General features: G+C 70.0%; 13 protein-coding genes and 1 pseudogene. 7 read left to right on the forward strand and 7 right to left on the reverse strand.

Going from position 1 to position 18451, the window contains the following annotated elements; all coding sequences use genetic code 11:
• Positions 1 to 167 precede the first annotated feature (167 nt).
• Together ABZV94_RS01800 and ABZV94_RS01805 are read left to right on the forward strand one after the other, a co-directional pair.
• Entirely contained in the window at positions 168 to 1148 is a 981-nt protein-coding gene (locus ABZV94_RS01800; protein ID WP_356336107.1) for a nitroreductase family protein, read from the forward strand.
• Positions 1149 to 1578: 430 nt separating this feature from the next.
• Positions 1579 to 3963, forward strand: coding sequence for a phosphoketolase family protein (locus tag ABZV94_RS01805; RefSeq protein WP_356336109.1), 2385 nt, complete (start codon positions 1579 to 1581; stop codon positions 3961 to 3963).
• Positions 3964 to 4087: 124 nt separating this feature from the next.
• Here ABZV94_RS01805 and ABZV94_RS01810 read toward each other — a convergent pair whose 3' ends face one another.
• The gene (locus tag ABZV94_RS01810) at positions 4088 to 5782 is read right to left on the reverse strand and encodes a GAF domain-containing sensor histidine kinase (protein WP_356336111.1); all 1695 of its coding nucleotides are present in this window, start codon (positions 5780 to 5782) and stop codon (positions 4088 to 4090) included.
• A gap of 472 nt (positions 5783 to 6254) precedes the next feature.
• Here ABZV94_RS01810 and ABZV94_RS01815 point away from each other — a divergent pair, with 472 nt between their 5' ends.
• Together ABZV94_RS01815 and ABZV94_RS01820 are read left to right on the forward strand one after the other, a co-directional pair.
• Positions 6255 to 6530, forward strand: coding sequence for an SHOCT domain-containing protein (locus tag ABZV94_RS01815; protein ID WP_356336113.1), 276 nt, complete (start codon positions 6255 to 6257; stop codon positions 6528 to 6530).
• A 524-nt stretch (positions 6531 to 7054) separates the two neighbouring features.
• Positions 7055 to 7921, forward strand: a complete 867-nt coding sequence (locus tag ABZV94_RS01820; protein ID WP_356336114.1) for a potassium channel family protein — start codon at positions 7055 to 7057, stop codon at positions 7919 to 7921.
• 312 nt (positions 7922 to 8233) lie between these two features.
• Here ABZV94_RS01820 and ABZV94_RS01825 read toward each other — a convergent pair.
• The 4 genes and pseudogenes from ABZV94_RS01825 to ABZV94_RS01840 form a co-directional block, all read right to left on the reverse strand.
• A pseudogene (locus ABZV94_RS01825) lies at positions 8234 to 8515 on the reverse strand (transposase); the annotation flags it as partial.
• Positions 8461 to 9015, reverse strand: coding sequence for a transposase family protein (locus ABZV94_RS01830; RefSeq protein WP_356336116.1), 555 nt, complete (start codon positions 9013 to 9015; stop codon positions 8461 to 8463). The gene ABZV94_RS01830 and the pseudogene ABZV94_RS01825, both read right to left, overlap by 55 nt.
• Before the next feature lie 155 nt (positions 9016 to 9170).
• Complete coding sequence (locus ABZV94_RS01835) at positions 9171 to 9719, reverse strand: N-acetyltransferase (RefSeq protein ID WP_356336118.1); 549 nt, start codon at positions 9717 to 9719, stop codon at positions 9171 to 9173.
• 555 nt (positions 9720 to 10274) lie between these two features.
• Entirely contained in the window at positions 10275 to 11492 is a 1218-nt protein-coding gene (locus tag ABZV94_RS01840; RefSeq protein ID WP_356336120.1) for an IPT/TIG domain-containing protein, read from the reverse strand.
• 672 nt (positions 11493 to 12164) lie between these two features.
• Here ABZV94_RS01840 and ABZV94_RS01845 point away from each other — a divergent pair.
• Positions 12165 to 13316, forward strand: coding sequence for a hypothetical protein (locus tag ABZV94_RS01845; RefSeq protein ID WP_356336122.1), 1152 nt, complete (start codon positions 12165 to 12167; stop codon positions 13314 to 13316).
• A 479-nt stretch (positions 13317 to 13795) separates the two neighbouring features.
• Positions 13796 to 14029 carry a hypothetical protein gene (locus tag ABZV94_RS01850; protein ID WP_356336124.1) on the forward strand — a complete coding sequence of 78 codons (234 nt, stop codon included), beginning with the start codon at positions 13796 to 13798 and terminating at the stop codon, positions 14027 to 14029.
• A 506-nt stretch (positions 14030 to 14535) separates the two neighbouring features.
• Here the strand turns inward: ABZV94_RS01850 and ABZV94_RS01855 are convergent.
• Positions 14536 to 15168: an Ig-like domain-containing protein gene (locus ABZV94_RS01855; protein ID WP_356336126.1), complete on the reverse strand. Its 633-nt coding sequence runs from the start codon at positions 15166 to 15168 to the stop codon at positions 14536 to 14538.
• The gene (locus ABZV94_RS01860; protein ID WP_356336127.1) at positions 15169 to 16188 is read right to left on the reverse strand and encodes an IPT/TIG domain-containing protein; all 1020 of its coding nucleotides are present in this window, start codon (positions 16186 to 16188) and stop codon (positions 15169 to 15171) included.
• A 928-nt stretch (positions 16189 to 17116) separates the two neighbouring features.
• On the opposite strand from ABZV94_RS01860, the gene ABZV94_RS01865 reads away from it, so the two are divergent.
• The gene (locus tag ABZV94_RS01865) at positions 17117 to 17863 is read left to right on the forward strand and encodes an IPT/TIG domain-containing protein (protein WP_356336129.1); all 747 of its coding nucleotides are present in this window, start codon (positions 17117 to 17119) and stop codon (positions 17861 to 17863) included.
• Positions 17864 to 18451 lie beyond the last annotated feature (588 nt).

Consider the following 18451-nt stretch of genomic DNA (forward strand, 5'->3'; position numbering starts at 1 on the left):
CGCCGGCCGCGTAGGTCGGCCGGCCGACCCGAGAGACACCGCGTCCGGCCCGGCCGCCCGGCCGGGACCGACGGCCCTCGTCGCGCGTCCTGCGGTGACCGAAGGTGGAGGACGAACGGGGAGCCCCACACACCACCGCGCTCCTCGAAGGAGGTGAGGAGCCGCCCATGCAGACCCGGGACATCGATGCCAGGGCGCTGGAGACGCTGGTGGCCGCGGCCGTGGCGGCACCGTCCATCCACACCACGCAACCGTGGCGCCTCGGACTGCAGGCGGCCACCCGGTCCATCGAAGTCCGCGCCGACAACAGGCGAACACTGCCGCCGGCCGACCCCGGCCGGCGGACCCAGCATCTGTCCGTGGGCGCTGCGCTTTTCAACCTGCGGGTCGCGGTCGCCCACCTGGGCTGGCAGCCAGTGGTCCGGCTGCTGCCTGATCCCCGCGAGCCGGACCTGCTGGCCACCGTACGACTGGGCGCGCCGGCCGGACAGTTGCCGGGCTGCCGATGGCTGTACCCGGTCGTCGAGCTGCGCCACACCAGCCGGATGCCGTTCACCGGGCGTCCGGTGCCCGAGGCAGTCGTGGCGGAGATGGCCGAGGCCGCGCGGGCCGAGGGTGCGCGCCTGTACGTGCCGGACTTCGCGGGCACACGGCTGCTGCTGGGCCTGACCGCGGCGGCCGAAGCCCGCAACCGGGCCGACCCGGCACGGACCGCCGAATCCCGGGCCTGGATCACCGCTCCCGGTGCGAACGTGCCCTACGGCATCCCGCTCACCGCGCTCGGCCCGCAGGACGCGGACGGACGGACACCGGTGCGTGACTTCACCGGCCGACTGCCCGCACCGCACCTGCCGGACCGGCGTTTCGAGCGCCACACTCAGGTGGCCCTGCTGTGGACGACCCGCGACCGGCGAGAGGACTGGCTGCGGGCGGGACAGGCCCTGGAGCACGTACTGCTGACTGCCACCGCGCACGGAGTGCGCACCTCTATGCTGCACCAGGCGATGGAATGGCCGGATCTCCGGGCCGCGGCCCGCCTGCCGCAACCGCGTTGCCGCCCCCAGCTGCTGGTCCGGTACGGCTACGGTCCGGACGGTGGCCGCACACCGCGTGCCTCCGCCCGCACGGTCCGGCACCGTATGGACTGACCTGCGCTGAGCCGGGTCAGTCCGTGACGGGCGCGCCGGCGAGGTGGCGCCCGGTGATCATCTCGGCGTCCGGGCGGACGGGCGGGCCGCGGACAAGGAAGCATCGCCGAAACGATGCGCCGGGCACCGGCGCGCGATCCAGTACTCCACCGCGAAGGACCAGGAACTCCGCCGCCGGCAACAAGCGGGTGTGCGCGGACCGCCGAGAAACGCAGGTGTGCGTCGGCTGCCGCGACACGGGCAACGGGCACGCGCCACTGGTCCGCGCACCGGCGGATCCCTCCGTCCGGCGAACGCCCGTTCGGTCCCGCGGCAGCAGGTGTGGCCCGAACGGCCCTGTCGGGGACCCCACGCGGCACCGGAGGGTGAGACATGCAGAGACCGGCACGTACGGTACCCGGCCACTGCCCCGACTCGGAAAGGAATCCCGATGTCCGTCGACACGCGGCAGGCGCCCGCCCGGCTGGAGGAGGACGAGCTCAGGTCGCTGGACGCCCACTGGCGCGCCGCGAACTATCTCGCCGTCGGCCAGATCTACCTCATGGCCAACCCCTTGCTGACCGAACCGCTGCGCCCGGAGCACGTCAAGCCCCGGCTGCTGGGCCACTGGGGCACCTCGCCCGGCCTGAACCTGGTGCACACCCACCTCAATCGCGTCATCAAGGCCCGGAACCTGGACGCCGTGTGCATCTGGGGTCCCGGTCACGGCGGCCCGGCCGTGCTGGCCAACTCCTGGCTGGAGGGCTCGTACACCGAGACGTACCCGGACGTCACCCGGGACGCGGCAGGCATGGCACGGCTCTTCAAGCAGTTCTCGTTCCCCGGTGGGGTGCCGAGCCATGTCGCGCCGGAGACCCCCGGCTCCCTCCACGAGGGCGGAGAACTCGGCTACTCGCTCTCCCACGCCTACGGAGCCGCCCTCGACAATCCGAACCTGCTGGTGGCCTGTGTGATCGGTGACGGCGAGGCGGAGACCGGGCCGTTGGCAGCGTCCTGGCACTCCAACAAGTTCCTCGACCCGGTCCACGACGGCGCCGTCCTGCCGATCCTGCACCTCAACGGCTACAAGATCGCCAACCCGACCGTGCTGTCCCGCCTGCCCGAGCACGAACTCGACGAACTCCTGCGCGGCTACGGACACGCCCCCCTCCACGTCACCGGCGACGACCCGCTCGCTGTCCACCGGGCGATGGCTGCCGCGATGGACGACGCGCTGGAGCGCATCGCGGCCATCCAGAGGAGCGCCCGCGAGGACGGCGTGGAGGAGCGGCCCCGCTGGCCGCTGATCGTGCTGCGCACCCCCAAGGGCTGGACCGGCCCCGCCGAAGTCGACGGTCTGCCCGTGGAGGGCACCTGGCGGTCCCACCAGGTCCCCCTGGCCGCCGTACGGGACAACCCAGAGCATCTGCGGCAGCTGGAGCAGTGGATGCGCTCCTACCGGCCGGAAGAACTGTTCGACGAGCACGGCGCCCCGCGCCCCGACGTACTCGCCTGCGTCCCGGAAGGCGCGCGCCGGCCGGGCGCCAACCCGCACGCCAACGGAGGCCTGCTGCTGCGCGAGCTGCCCCTGCCTCCCCTGGAGAAGCACGCCGTCGAGGTCGACAAACCCGGCGCCACTCAGCACGAACCCACCCGGGTCCTCGGCGACATGCTCCAGGACGTCATGCACGCCACGAGCGGACGGTGCGACTTCCGTCTCGTCGGCCCCGACGAGACCGCCTCCAACCGGCTCCAGGCGGTGTACGGGGCCAGCGGCAAGGCCTGGCAGGCGCAGGTACTCCAGGTGGACGAGCATCTTGAGCGGCACGGCCGGGTGATGGAGATCCTGTCCGAACACACCTGCCAGGGCTGGCTGGAGGGCTACCTCCTGACCGGCCGGCACGGGCTGTTCTCCTGCTACGAGGCGTTCGTGCACATCGTCGACTCCATGGTCAACCAGCACATCAAGTGGCTGCGCACCACCCGCCGACTGCCCTGGCGCGCCCCCATCGCCTCGCTCAACTACCTTCTCACCTCCCACGTGTGGCGCCAGGACCACAACGGTTTCTCGCACCAGGACCCGGGCTTCGTCGACCACATCCTCAACAAGAGCCCAGAGGCCGTGCGGGTCTATTTCCCGCCGGACGCCAACACCCTGCTCTCGGTGGCCGACCACGTGCTGCGCAGCAAGGACTACGTCAACGTGATCGTGGCCGGCAAGCAGCCCTGCTTCGACTGGCTCTCCATGGAGCAGGCGAAGGTCCACTGCGCACGCGGCGCCGGCGTCTGGGAGTGGGCCGGTACCGAGGACGGCACCCGTGAACCGGACGTGGTGCTGGCCTGCGCCGGCGACGTGCCCACCCAGGAGATCCTGGCAGCAGCCCAGTTGCTGCGCCGGGAGCTGCCCGAACTGGCGGTGCGCGTGGTGAACGTCGTCGACATCGCCCGGATGCTGCCGAGCGAGGAACACCCGCACGGCATGAGCGACTTCGAGTACGACGGCCTGTTCACCGCCGACAAGCCCGTCATCTTCGCCTACCACGGCTACCCGTGGCTGATCCACCGCCTCGCCTACCGCCGCACGGGTCACCAGAACCTGCATGTGCGGGGCTACAAGGAGATCGGCACCACGACCACACCGTTCGACATGGTGGTCCGCAACGACCTCGACCGCTATCGCCTGGTGATGGACGTCATCGACCGGGTCCCCGGCCTCGCGGTTCGCGCGGCGAACGTACGCCAGCGCATGGAGGACGCACGGCAGCGCCATCACGTCTGGATCAGGGAGCACGGCACGGACCTGCCCGAGGTCGCCGACTGGACCTGGAACGGCTGAATGGCCGTGTCCCGCCCCGGCGGCCCGACAGGTCGCCGGGGCGTGCGGACTGACTCGTGCCGTGGCCTGGAAGCGATCTTCCAGCCGACGGGGGAGTCCGGCCACCGGCTCCGTACGCCGAGTGTCAGGCGTTCGAGGAGAGCGGAACGACCCACTCGACGATGGTGCCGCTCGGCTGGTTCGAGGACAGGCTGAACGCACCGCCCATCTCTTCCGCACGCCTGCGCAGGTTGGCCAGGCCGCTGCGCCGGGTGACCGCCGGATCGATCCCGCGGCCGTTGTCGGCCACGCGCAGCCTCAGGGCGGTATCCGTGACCTCGACGCCGATGTCGACGGAACTGGCGTACGCGTGCCGGGCGGCGTTGGACAGCGCCTCGCCCAGCACGGCCAGCAATTGCTCCGTCTGCTCGGCGGACACAGCCGTGTCCAGCAGCCCGGTCATGCGCAGCGCCGGGGCGAATCCCAGTGACTCCGTGGCCCGTTCGGTGGCCGTGACCAACTGTGCGCGCAGTCCGCCCCGGCGACCGGATTGATCACGCTCACGCAAGGCGTAGATGGTCGAACGGATGATTTTGATGGTGTCGTCCAGGTCGTCCACGACCCGCTGGATCCGTTCGCTCACCTGCGGGCGGTCGGAGACCCGGCCCAGCGTGGACTGCAGCGACAGAGCGCCGGCGAACAGGCGCTGGATGACCAGGTCGTGCAGGTCCCGGGCGATCCGGTCACGGTCGTTGAGCACGACCATGCGTTCGCTGTCCCGGCGGTGCTCGGCGACGTCCAGGGCCAGCGCGGCCTGGTTGCCGAACCCGGTCATCATGTCGATCACCGCGTCGGTGAAGAGCGGGCCGCCGGGTACGTTCGCGACCTGCAGGACTCCCCGGACGTGCTCTTGGGTGCCGAGGGGGACGAAGAACGCGGGCCCCAGTTCGACCACCGAGGCGCTGCCGCCCTCGGACCGCGGATCGGCGCTCAGCGCGTCACTGGTGATCGTTTCCCCGGACGTGTAGACCTTGGCGGCGAGCGTCGTGGCAGACAGCACCAAGCCGCGCACGTCCTCGGCGTGCGCACCACAGGCGGCCTCGATGACCAACTCACCGCGGCTTCCGACCGGCACCGCCAGGGTCACCAGGTCCGCGTCGGCCATCTCTCGCACGGTGGCGGTGAAGGACTCCAGCACGGCCGCGGGCTCCGCACCGGACAGCAGGCTGCGAGTCAGCTCGTTGCTGGCCGCCAGCCACCGCTGACGGCGATGGGCATCGTCGTACAGCCGGGCATTGTCGATCGCCACGCCCGCCGCGGCGGCCAGGGTGCGCAGCACCGCCTCGTCGTCGGTGTCGAACTCGGTGCCGCTCTTCTTGTTGGTCAGGTAGAGGTTGCCGAAGACCTGGTCGCGCACCCGGACCGGCGCGCCGAGGAAGCTGGTCATCGGGGGGTGCCCGTCCGGGAAACCGACGGACGCCGAGTGGTCGGCCAGGTTTCGCATGCGCAGCGGCTCCGGATGCCGGATCAGCAGGCCGAGAATGCCCTCGCCACGCGGGTAGTGCCCGATCCGGGCAATGGTCTCCTCGTCCATTCCGACGGTGAGGAACTGCTTGATCGTGCCTTCCTCGCCGACGACGCCGAGCGCCCCGTACTGGGCGTCGACCAGGGTGACCGCTGACTCCACGATGCTGCGGAGGACCACCTCCAGGTCCAGGTCGGAGCCCACCGCCAGCACAGCGTCCAGCAACGTGTGGACCCGGTCCCGGGCCCCCCGGACCTGCGCCACCTGCTGCTGCAGGTCGTCCAGGAGCACGTCCAGCCGCAACTGCGGGGACATTCCCGAGGGCTCCCCCTCACGCGGTCCCTGCGCGCGTTCTGCCACCACAGCTCTCCTCACCGTCTCCCGGCATATTCCCCCAGGATGCCCGACGAGCCAAGCGCGTTCGACGGCACCCGTGGATTGCCCGGACGCTGCCGGGAGCGGCCGGCCTGTCGTCGCGGGCGATCAACAGCAGCTGTCAGGCGCCTCGCGGGCCCGCCCGGTACGGCCTCCGGGTAGCCGCACGACCCTCGACGCGGGCGTGGCAGCGGCGGGGGAACGGGTCCGGCCAGGCGGCCGCCGGCCGTGAGAGGCGGTCACCGCCCGTGCCGGCCGGGGCTCGATGGCCCTTGCAGGAGGGCCGGTCGGCCCTCGTATGCGTGCCCGGTGGGGAGAGACGATGGATGCCGGAAGACCTGCCGCCTCGGGCCTTGTCCCGGGACGGCGTGCGAAGGCGAGGCAGGAGATGATTTTTTGGTACGGCCATGGCATGAACGCGTGGGGCTGGATCGCGATGTCGCTCGGCACGCTGTTGTTCTGGGCGCTGATCATCGCGGTCGGTGTCCTGTTCTTCAGGTTCTCGTCCCGTCCCACGTCCGCCGACGGGGGCCACGGCTCCTGGCAGAAGGCACCTGCGGGAGGCGGCCCTGAGCAGATCCTCGCCGAGCGCTACGCGCGCGGTGAGATCGACGAAGACGAATACCGTCGCCGTCTCGCCACTCTCCGTGGCTCATCCACGGACACAGCCGGGTCCGCGGCGCCGTAGCCGGTCGCTCGACGGCGACTCGAGCAAGCGGGAAACCTCGGATGCGAGGCCCCGGCCCCGACGCCGCGCCCGTGCACCCGCGCGCCCGACCTCGTCGGCCGAGAGGCGGTGGTCGGATACGCGCGAGGTGACGCCGGTGACGGCAGGGCCCGATTCACACGGCGGTCACCCCGTCGGCCCGTTCTCTCACCGACCCCCCGGTCTGGTGCGGCGGCCTGTGATCCACTTGGTCTCGACCGGCATCCCCGCCTCCCGCTGACCTGTCACTTCCCCCTCTCCGGTTCAGCCGCTGCGGCGGACACGCCCGTCAGTTGCGTCTCGACGTCCACCACGCCTTCCACAGCACGGGCCAGACGCACGGCGACCGAGACGAGGGAGGTGTCGCGGAGCTGTCCGTCGTCCCTGAGGGGCACTTTCCACGCGGCCCGATCGGGCGGGGCAGGGGGTCCCAGAGCTGCGCTTGATCGTGTCCGGGCGGTGCCGGCTCCATCCTGGATCCAAGGCGGACGAGCCCGGGAGGTTCCATGGAATGGCTGGTCACACTGGTCGGTGCGGCGGTGGTGCTGATCATCCTGCGGGACGTGTTCCACACCCTGTGGCACCCCACCCGGCACGGCGGCCTGAGCAGGGCCGTCATGTCGCTGCTGTGGCGGCTGTCCACCCGGGGCCGCAGGAGCAGCAGGACCGCCGGGCTGGCCGGACCGGTCGGCATGGTGACCGTGGTGGCCACCTGGTCCTGCGCCGTGGCCGTGGGCTGGGCCCTGGTGTACTGGCCCCACATGCCGGAAGCGTTCTCCTTTTCCGGCACGTTGAAGCCGTCCGAGCACTCGGGGCCGGTGGACGCCCTGTACCTCTCGCTGGTGACCGTCGCCACGCTCGGCCTCGGTGACATCGCACCCTCCGCCGACTGGCTGCGCATCGTCGCACCGCTGGAGGCGCTGGTCGGCTTCACGTTGCTGACCGCCACCGTCTCCTGGATCCTCGGCATCTACCCGGCCCTGGCCCGGCGACGGGCACTGGCACTGCGCATCTCCCAGCTGCGCCGCGCCGAGCCGGCGGAAGGTCAACCGGACTCTGAGGTGAGTGCCGCCGTCCTCGGTCAACTCGCTGCCGACGTCGCACGTACCTGCGTGGACTTCCTCCAGTACTCCGAGTCGTACTACTTCCACGACGGCCCCGGTGACATCTCGCTGGCCCTCACCCTCGGCTACGCCGCTGACCTAGCCGAGCGAGCAGGACGAGCAGAGAACGTGGACGCGCGGCGTGCCGCAGCCGTGCTCGTCACCGCTCTCGACGACCTCGCAACCGTGCTCGACGAGCGCTTCCTTCACACCGGAGGCCCGCGGCAGCGGGTCCTGGCCGCTTACGCCCACGACCACGGGCACCCCTGAGGGCGGGTGGTCATGCCGCGGCACCTCACGTCCTGGAACACTGCCGTACACCGGAAATACCGGGACGGTGCCTGTTCCCGCATACTCCCCGTGTGCCTGAGACCCCCGTCCCGATTCCCGCCGACCGCGTGCGTGCCGGGCTCGGACGCGGTTGGTGAACCGCTCGCTCCGCCATGGAGAGTCCGCCCTCTCCTCGGGCGGCGCCGGTTCGTCGGCCTTCCCCTCGCTATCGGGGACAAGGACGCGAAGGCACTGACGGTGGCGTGCGACAGCCCGCTCAGCGGCCTGGCCGAGGGTGTGCCACACATGCCAGCTATCGGCGACCTGCGTCGCCTGCGGTGCCCCGGCTGTGGCGCCTTCCGCGAAGAACGGCGCGCGGTTCCGGCGAACGATCTCGACGCCGGGGCGCTTCGCCGGCCATGCGGCCGGGCTGGCCGCCTCCCGGTCAGGCAGCAGATCCACCGGCCGGCGGGACCCGACGTCGACAAGCACCGTGCCGTAGACCCGTCCTTTGCGTGTGGCGTACTCATCAACACCGATTACCCGCGGGGCTGGGACATCCGGTTCGGGCAATGCATCGAGCAGCCGCAACACCAGCCGCGGCTGATGGGCACCCCGAAGGCCCGTGCCATCCGGGCGCCGGCCCGGCCGGCGAGGGCGAGACCCACAGCGGCGAGAGTCGACCGCAACCGCTCCGTCCGCCGGCTGTGACGCCAGGTCAGTCCCGGCATCTGCTCAGTGAACGTCTGCCGAGCACACGAAGGCTCCGGACAGAAGAACCGCCGATCTCGCAGTCGGAGGACCACCAAACGTCCGCCACTCGGCACGTCCGCTGGAAACCACAGGTAAGAGCTGTGCACCCGGGTCGACTGGCTCCCACAGTCCGGGCATGCCGCCCCGTCCGCCGTACTGCAGACGTCGATGCGTATCGCCTCGTAGCTCACGTCCAGCGACAGCCCCGACACGTCCGCGACGGACGATAACAGCAGGCCCTCCGGGCGGGGCGACGTCTCTTCCACGACGCCGCACTGTCGACCACACCAAGATCGGCCCTGATCATTTTCAGGCAACTTCCCGAAGCCTGATCGGAGCACCAGGCGTCACTCTGCGTGTGCGCGTCACGGAAAGCGAGCCAGAACCATTTCTCGTGAACATCCACGGCCCCGGACAGCCCTGGCGACATCGCGTCGTCCGGACCAGCCTCCGCACGGCGCGTTACGTCACGACAGGGGTAGAGGGTCTCGCGGCACTATGCACCGGGGTCGCGGAGGCCGACTGCATCGTGCCGCCAGAACGGCTCTGCGTAGACCAGCGTCCCTGTCATCCATGGCTCATACTCCGGGAGCCTGAGGGCCTGGAAGGCGCCATCTGGAATGCGCAGAGATGGCTTTCGGAAGCCCTGGTCGCCACCGGGCGCGAAGCCGAAACGCGAGTAGTAGCCCGGATCGCCCTCCAGGAAGACCAGAGGGACGGCCCGCTCAGCGAGTGTCTTCAGCCCGTGTCGGACCAAAGCCGAGCCGATACCGCGCTTGTGATTCTCGGGCATGACGGCCAACGGGCTGAGCACATGCACCTCAACCAGTCGCCGAGGGGCATCGAGAAGACTGCGGGTGAACATGACGTGCCCGACGATCTGCTCGTCGAGCTCAGCGACCAATGAGAGACCGTCCGCGGACGTGATCGTGCCCCGCAGGGTATCGACCAGGTCGGCCACGACAGGGCCGTGGTCACCGAACGCCCGCAGGTGGATGTTCCGCACACACTCTCTGTCGCTCGGAAGCTCTTCGCGAAGTTCCATGACCGGAGGGTAAGGACCAGTCCCACTCGCTCGCACATGGTTTTGCAGCCCGAAGGATGTGCGGTGAGTGACACCGAGTTGCACACCACACCGACTGGTGTCGCCGCTGGAGGCGCTCGTCGGCTTCGCCCTTCTGACGGCCACGGTCTCCTGGGTGCTCGTGTATCCCGCGCTGACCCGCAGAAGGGTACTTGCCGTCCGGTTGGCACTCCTGCGCGAGTCGGCTCCGGCGGCCGAGCAGATCGACAGTGTCGCCGGGGCACTGCTGCTGGAGAGCCTGGCCACCGAGGTCGCAAGAGGTCGCGTCGAGTTCACCCTTGAGCGTCATCTGACCCGACCCCCGCAAGACCAGCTCCGCTGGGGAGGCCCGAAGAGGGTGTCCCCCGAGGTGGAGCGGCGATTTCTCGCACTGGTACGAAGGCTGAGCACCAGCGAAGCCAACGGCATCGTCGGGATCGACCGCGGGACGGGCAGGAGCGGCTGTCGGCCGGCCGGCACCCTGGAAGCTGATGACCGCTCAGCCGACGATCGGCGCCTCCTTCCCCCGGCTGTCGTTCAGACGTACAGGAAGGTGCCGGGGACGGCGACGATGCCGAAGGCGGTCACCATCGTCACCGTCGCGGGTCCGGCCGCACCGGCCGGGGTGGTTCCGGTGACGGTGGTGGCACCCGCCGTCACACCTGTCGCGGGGACGCCGTTGAACAGGACGGCGACGGTGCCACCCAGGTTGGTACCCGTGACGGTGAAGGAGGTGCCGCCGGCCGCAGGGCCGGTCGTCGGCACGATTCCCGTGGGCGCCGGGGTCGGCGGGACCACGAAGTAGGTGAACCCGCCCGGGACGGTCGTGCTGCCGCCCGGGCCGGTCACCGTGACGGGTACGGTCCCACCAGCCGCCGGACCTGCCGGGGTCAGCCCGAGCAGAAGGGTGCCAGCCGGATCGATGAACAGGACGGTGGACGGGGTGCCGCCGAAGGTGACGCTCGTGGCCCCGGTCAGATGGGTGCCGATGATGATGAACGGGGTTCCGCCAGTGACCGGTCCCACCGCCGGGACGATGACCACCGCGGTGGGTGGGAGGGGTGGTGTGACGTAGGTGAAGCCGCCCGGAACGATGGTGGTGCCCGAGGGGCTGATCAGGGTGACGGCGGCGTTTCCGGCCGCACCGGCCGGGGTGGTGCCGGTGACGCTGGTGGCCGTGGCGGTCACGCCGGTGGCGGGAACGCCGTTGAAGAGCACCCCGGTGACACCTGCCAGGTCGGTGCCGGTGATGGTGAAGGGAGTTCCACCGGTGGTGGGGCCGCTGGTGGGGCTGATCGCGCTCGGGGCCGGCGGAGGTGCCAGGTAGGTGTAGGGAAGGGGATTGCTGGTGCCGACCGGGGTGGTGACGGTGACCTGTACGGTGCCGGGGGCATGCGGAGGCGCCATCACCAGCAGGGTGTCGAGGCGTGGGTGGTCTCCTCCCGGACGGTCGTCGCCGGAATGGCCGCCGCCATGGCCGTCGTGTCCACCCTGCCAGGCCAGATGCTCCGTACCCGGGACGACGCTCGCGTCGTCCGAGTAGCTGGCGATGCCCCATTGGACGATGGTGGCCGGCGTGCCGCCGAAGGAGACACTTACGGCGCCGCGCAGGTTCTGTCCCGTCAGCCGGACCGTGTTGCCACCGGTCGTGGGTCCGGTGGTCGGGATCACGGCGAGCAGGACGGACGGGCCGGCAGGAGGGACGGGCCACGCGCCGGCGAGATGGTACGGAAGGGCAAGAGCGTTCGAAGTCACAGTCGGTAGTTCCTTCGGGGAGAAGTGGTGAGAAAGTCGGATCGGTAGATCCGCAACGCACGCTGCTGGTGCCGCCCGTGGTTCTCGGGGGAGCCGGGGCGCGGAGCGTCTGGCAGAGCTTGGCGCGAGTGGTCAGCGCCGGTTGGTGCGACGCATGCGGCGCCAACTGCCAGGGATGGCGGTCGGTACGGCGTGCGGCGTGCGGTCACAGTGCGGGCAGAACGTGACTCGGCGGATCCTTCGTGGATCGAGTCGGCGGGAACGGGCAGCCCGCGGTGCCGGATCCAGTAATCCACCTGCAGGCCGACGCGCTCAACAGAGCAGGGCGGAGGTCACCCGATCGGTGTAACCGGACGCCGATCGCGATGCGGTGGGTGGGGTGTAGAGGGCGGCCCGGGGTGTGTCATCCCGCCGGACGGACCGCTGGGCCATTCGGGTGAAGGTGGCGGTGGAGGTATGGCCTGCTCCCGTTCGGCAGTGCTTGTAATCGGCTGTACCAGCAAGTGGGGCGCCCATCCTCCGCCGGGGTTCGACCAGCCTTACCGCGAGCGGTGGCTGCGTCGTAGGGGGCACCCCTGCGGGTGTGCCGCGAGTGCGTCGTTTCTCGACCTCGCGGCCTCATGGATCAGGTGGCCCCAGCCTTCACTTCCTCGCACAAAGGGGTTCATTTCCATGGCACTTACCATCACACCTGCCACCGTTTCCGCGTGTTCCAGTTTCACCGTCTCCGCCACCGGTGCTCCGGCCGGAGCGGTGAACGCGACCTTCTCCTACGACGGTGCACCCCCGCAGACCGTGGCCGTGACGGCGGGAGCGGCCGGACCTGTCACCTTCACCGCTGCCGGTTCAGGCGCTCAGTTGGTGTCGGTGGTGTACACCGACGCCGGCAGCGCGGTCGTGGGTGCCGACACCGGCACCGTCACGGTCACCGCTGCTCCGGCCGGGACGCTGACCACGACGCTGACCACCGTCGGGGGCGTCACGACGGCGGCCACCACCCTCACCTGCCCGGCCGGGCTGACCGGCCTGAACGGCACGATCACTTACACCCTGCCCGGCGGGGCGACGGTGACGGCCACGGTCACCAACGGCGTGGTGGCCACGGTACCGTTGGGCGTGAGCGTTCTGCCGGGACAGACCGTCGGTGTCAGCTTCGCACCCGCTGCCGGTACCTGTGCCGCCTGCACGTTCGCACCCATCACCGTCACGGTGCCCGTTCAGGCGACCTGTTCCGTGGTGGTGCTGCCGGTCGTCGCTCCGGTGACCGTCGGCCAGCCCGTCCAGGTCACCGCTGTCGTTACCTGTGGCGGCAGTCCGGTCGCAGGCGCCACGGTCACCTTCAACGGTGGCACCTCACCGGTGACCGTCACCACCAACGCCCTGGGCATCGCCACCGGTCTGCTCACGTTCGGTACCGCGGGCACCGTCACGGTGACCGCCACCGTCACCGCGGCCGGCACCTCCTGCTCGTGCAGCGGCGTCGTCTCCCTGCCGATCACCGTCACGGTCCAGCAGTCCGGCAACGGGCCTCTGCAGGCGTTGCCGGCCTGCTGGCGAGTGAACGTACCGTTCCCGCTGCCGAACCTGTTCACCGCCACCCTGCGCGCGACGGTGACGCCCGCCACGGCCGGGGTACCGGTGACCTTCTCCGTGGGCGGGCAGGTGGTCGGCACCGCCGTCACCGACGCCTCCGGCACGGCCACCCTCAACGCAGGCCTGTCGCTCCTTCAGATCCTCAGCGGCACCTACACCGCCTCGGCCACGATCAACGGCACACCGGTGCAGGCCACGAGCACTCTGACCCCCTGCCTGCCTCCCGTGTGACCCACCACACCCACAGGCTCCGACGGCCACGCTGACGGAGTCTCCCCCTCGGCACGGCCCCGGGCCACTCGGGAGCCGTGCCGAGGGGGACGGTCGTGCAACCGCTCGGCGACGAACTGAGACCGGGTCCGGGGGGGGAGAGGCGAGAGCCCGTCCGTTCCGGGTGATGGCCATGCTCGTCGTCATCACCGCGGTGGCTCGGCGCCGCCCGACAACGTCACCACAGGCCTGCTGAACGCGCCGGTCGTGCTGCTGGTCTGCGAACGGCTGGCTCTGCCCGCCGCGACGATCCTCATCTCCGTGGTGCTTGCGCCGACATCGGCGGCACGGCGACCCACCCAACACCAGTCGCCAGTCGGGCCGGCCCCGCCTTCGATGGCTTCCTGGTTCACCTGGCCCCGCTGTCCGCGCTCGTGGCTGCCGTCTCAACCTGCTCTGCCGACCACTCTTCCGGAAGTCCATCGTCTACGACGAGGGCCATGCCGTCGAGATCGCGTTCCTGGAGGAACGCGAGGCCCCCGCTGTGCTACGCGCCGGGCATGTTCGCCCTCCTCGGCGCGGGCCTGCTCGTCACGGCCTCCATGGCCGAGACTGGTCCCTTCGTCATGATCGGCCGATTGATCGGCACCTGTGTCATCAGCGAGGCCTCCAAGACCCTGGCCGACACCATCGGTACCAACGAACTCGGAGCCTCCTCACAGGCCGCCTCCTGACAGGGGCGGGACGCGCGAGGTCGGCGTCTGCTGCCTTCCGCGCTCGATCTCCTCACCACGCGCTTTCGGAAGCACGGATACTCCACAGGCCTTCGCTCGGGTGTCGAGCGTGAGTGGCACACGCGGAGGCGGGATGACACACCAAGCCGCCGGTCCGGCCGGCACTTCGCGATGAGCGGTTTCCTTCAACCGCTCTCCGGGCCCGGCCGCCCGGACCGGCCGGCTTCGTGGTGATGACGATGTCCTCGTGAGGGCCACAGCCCGAGTGGTATTGCCCGTGACCGCGGGACGGACCACTCGCGTGACTCAGTCGCGTGTACATGGCGGCCCGCACAGAGGTGGGCGGTGGCCTGCGCGTTATCACTCCGCCGGCGGTGCCGGTGCACCGCCGGGCGGATACGGGCGGAAATCCGGCGCCGAGGGTGGGGTGGCCACGAGTACATGGGAGGACCGACCCCCGGCGTCCGGCTCGACGTACCCAACGGCAGCCGTCCGCCGCCGCGGCTTCAGTGGTCGATGGAGATGTTGTTGTTGATGTCTCCTGTCACAAAGCCGATCAGGCTGCCACAGGTGAGCAGGCAAAGACCGGGCAGTCCCGGCGAGGGAGGGGACGGGGACGACGAGACCTGCACCGTGGTGGTGCTGTTGGAGGCGTCGCAGTCGCCGTTGCCGTTGTAGGCGGCGGTGATGGTGTGTGTGCCGGCCGTGGTGAACGATGCGGTGTAGGTCGCCTGGCCGTTGGCTCCCACCGGCACTGTGCTCAGCAGGTCACCGCCGTCGAAGAAGGACATGCCCAGACCGCCGCTGGGATCCGAGGCGCAACTGACACTGGCGGCCAGTTGGACGGGACTGCCGACAGTGGCAGACGCCGGCGAAGCGGTGACGCTGGTGGCGGACGGGGCGGCAGCGGCTGAAGTGGCCGTGGCCAGTACGACTGTCAGCGCCCCTGAGGTGACGGCCCATCCGCCACGCGCACGTCTGCGTTTCACGAACAACTCCTGTGGGTTCGGTGGATCTCCCCCCTCAGGCCCCCACACTAGGTTTCCGTCGACGCTTCCAAGGGATGCCGCTCGCCCGGTGCGCCACCCGGCCCAACCGCATGGAACGATCGTGTGAGTGCCGGGTGGCGGGTGAGGCACTCAGATCTCAGGAGCCGCGAGGCGGTGGAACAACACGGCACCGGAGGTGCCTCCGACCGTCGTGACCCGAATGGCGGCATCTCCGACAGCTCCCGCCGGAACGGCCGCCGTCAGCTGGGTGTCCGACAGCACGGTGAACGCCACCGAGACGCCGTCCACCTTGACGTCGGTCGTGGTGGCCAGTCCGGTGCCCGTCAGCGTGACGACCGTGATGCTCGCCGCGGGCCCGCTCGACGGGGAGACACCAGTGAGTGTGGGCGAGCCTACGTAGGCGTAGGTGAGGGAGTTGCTGGCTCCGCCCGGTGTGGTCACGGTCACCGCGACCTGCCCGGAGCCCGACGGGGGCGTGGCGGTGATCTCGGTGGACGAGACGACGGTGAAGCTCGCCGCCTGCGTGCCGAACCGCACGTCCGTGGCGTTCAGCAGGTTCGACCCCGTCAACGTGACCGTGGAGTTCCCAGATGCCGGACCGGCACTGGGAGAGATCGCCGTGAGGGTCGGGACCGGGGAGTAGAAGAAGTACGACTCCGGTGCGGCGGCGCTGGTTCCCGCCGGCGTCGTCACGGTCACCGGTACGGATCCGGGGGACCCCGGTGGTGACACCGCGGTGATCCGGGTCGCCGAGACGACGATGAAGGACGACGCGTTGACGGAACCGAAGCGGACCTGGGTGGCGCCGGAGAGGTTGGTGCCCGTGACAGTGACGACAGTGCCTCCGCTCGTAGGGCCGCTGGACGGCGAGAGGCCGGTGACCGCTGGAGGAGAAGCCGTGTAGGTGAAGGTGACCGTCGTGTTGCTGGTACCGCTCGGAGAGATCACGGTCACCGGCACCGGGCCCACGCTCCCGGAGGGAGTGGCCGCGCTGATCTGAGTGGAAGAGGTGACGGTGTAGGACGCAGCGTTGACGGAGCCGAATCGTACGGCGGTGGCGCCCGTCAGCCCGGTGCCCGTGATGATGACGGTGGTACCGCCGGACACAGGGCCCTGCGCTGGGTTGATGGAACTGACCACGGGCGGCATGGGGCCTCCTGGAGCGACGTGCCGGCGGATGCGAGAAGGCCGACGCGGAAGCGGCCCGCGTCGTGCCCGGCATGTGCGGGCCGGCCGCTCTTGGCCGCCATGCCGCCCACCACACGCGGGGAGTGCGTGAGCCTGGCGGCTGGGAGCGGGGGTCGGCCCGACTGAGTCACGGCGACGGCCACCGTCCACCGGTCTGCCTGCGCACCGATGTGGGCGGACGACAGCGGCCATTCCCGCAGCAGTCGCCTGCAGTGGGCAACACCCGGGAGCAGAAGCACCGGCCGTGTCGTGACCGCATGAGGCGCTGTTCTAGCGGGCAAGGGCGGCCCGCCGGTTTGACTCCACCAGTGACCCACACCCTCGCGCCGTCGACAAGACTGCCCGTATCGGGGACACCCGAATGGGCTAATGGGCGTGCCGAGTTGCCGGCCGAGTTCAAAAGGTCGATGTCGGGGCGCTTCTTCTCGGCTGACGAGAAGGAGGCGACGGGCTGTCGCCGACCAGCAGACGCCTGTCTTTCAAGTGCCGCCCGAATCGGTCGTGTTGGCGGTGCTGATGGGGTCCGCCGTGTCGACGCCCTGAGGGTGGATTGCTCCATTCGGGTGATCCGATGTGATAAACGCTTGCCCCTCGTAGGGCCGCATGGGTGACTGAGTGGTGAACCGGCGGGCTGCCCATCCCGAGCCGAGGAAGGTGGGATCAGGCTGCCCCGGCCGTGTCCTCCTCGCTCCCGAGGAGATGTTGCGGCATTCGGAGCCGCGTGCGGGACCCTCGTACGTGCCGATGCTCCCCCGGACTCAGTTCAGTGGTGAACGCGTCTCCATCGCGGCGTTCCAGGACGCCATCGACCCCGCTTCCGGGGGTCGCCGACAGAACGAGCCGTGCCTCTGCCGGTCTCCCGCATCTCATCGGAGAACGAGGAGTTGTCATGCCGATCTCTCCCAATCAGGGTTCGACCGGGGGCGGAACCCTGGTCACCATCACGGGAACGAATCTCTCCAACACGACCAAGGTGATGTTCGGCAGCAAGCCGGCCACCAACGTGACGCAGGTGTCCGCGACGCAGGTCACGGCGGTGTCCCCGTCGGGTACAGGCACCGTGGGCGTCACCGTCACGACACCGGGCGGGACCAGCAATCCGGTTCCGTTCTTCTACGTGGGAGCGCCGTTCAAGTCGTCGCTTGGCGCGACGTCCGGGCCGCTGGCCGGCGGCAACACGATCACCATCAACGGCACTGGCCTGTCCACGGCCACCAGTGTCTCCTTCGGAGGTGTGACTGCCACCCCGACCGTGAACTCCGACAGTTCCCTCAGCGTCACTGTTCCCGCCGGCGCGGTGGCGGGCCCTGTTTCGGTGACCGTCACCACCGCGGGCGGCAGCAACAACGGCCTGACCTACACCTACGTCGACGCCCCGACGACCACCACCATCACCCCGACCTCCGGACCCACCTCCGGCGGGACGGCCGTGACCATCACCGGCACCAACCTCGACACCACGGACTCGGTCACCTTCGGCGGCACGCCGGCACCGTTCTCCGTGATCAACGCGACCACCCTGTCGGCCGTCACCCCGCCCGGCACGGCAGGGGCGGTCGACGTGGTCGTCACCAACCCTGCCGGATCGGACACCGAGGCCGGCGCCTTCACCTACGTGGCGTCTCCTGGTATCTGAGCACGGCGCCTCGTACGAGCGAGCGATGAAGCCCGTCCGGGCACTGGCCCGGGCGGGCTTCATCGCTGGCCGACTATGCCGACGTCGTGAACGCAAGGGCACGACGACTCACACGGCGGGGAAGCCTGACGGAATCGGGCACGTGGTGCATGCCCAGACAGCCGTGCTGAGGTGCGCCGAGCGGTACGGACAGCTGGAGGTCACTTGGGTCGCCGAACCCGGGATCAGCTCCGCAGGCCGCCATCGCCTCGCTGAGAGCTGAGGATCACCTGTCTGCCAGGCGGAGAAGTGGACAGACCGGTGGCGCCGGTGGCCGCGAGTCAGCCGGGGCTTCGTGGTCGTCCCGCCGCGCTCCCTCGCCGCGTAATGGTGAGCGCACGATCGTGAAGCTGGCGCAGGAGTGTGGAACACCGCGTACAGACCGAACGAATGCCGCCGTCTGACATGAGGTGTGGCGTGACGGCCGACGGCTCCCGCACGCCTGTGTCCCGCTGCCCGACGGGAGCGGGACGCAGTCCGGGTCTCCAACCCGGCTCGTGCGGCGCCCGGGCCGTTTCCTTCAGATCTTCGGATGGTTGGTTGATGTGT

It is taken from the genome of Streptomyces sp. NPDC004658 (assembly GCF_040609555.1).
Classification (GTDB): domain Bacteria; phylum Actinomycetota; class Actinomycetes; order Streptomycetales; family Streptomycetaceae; genus Streptomyces.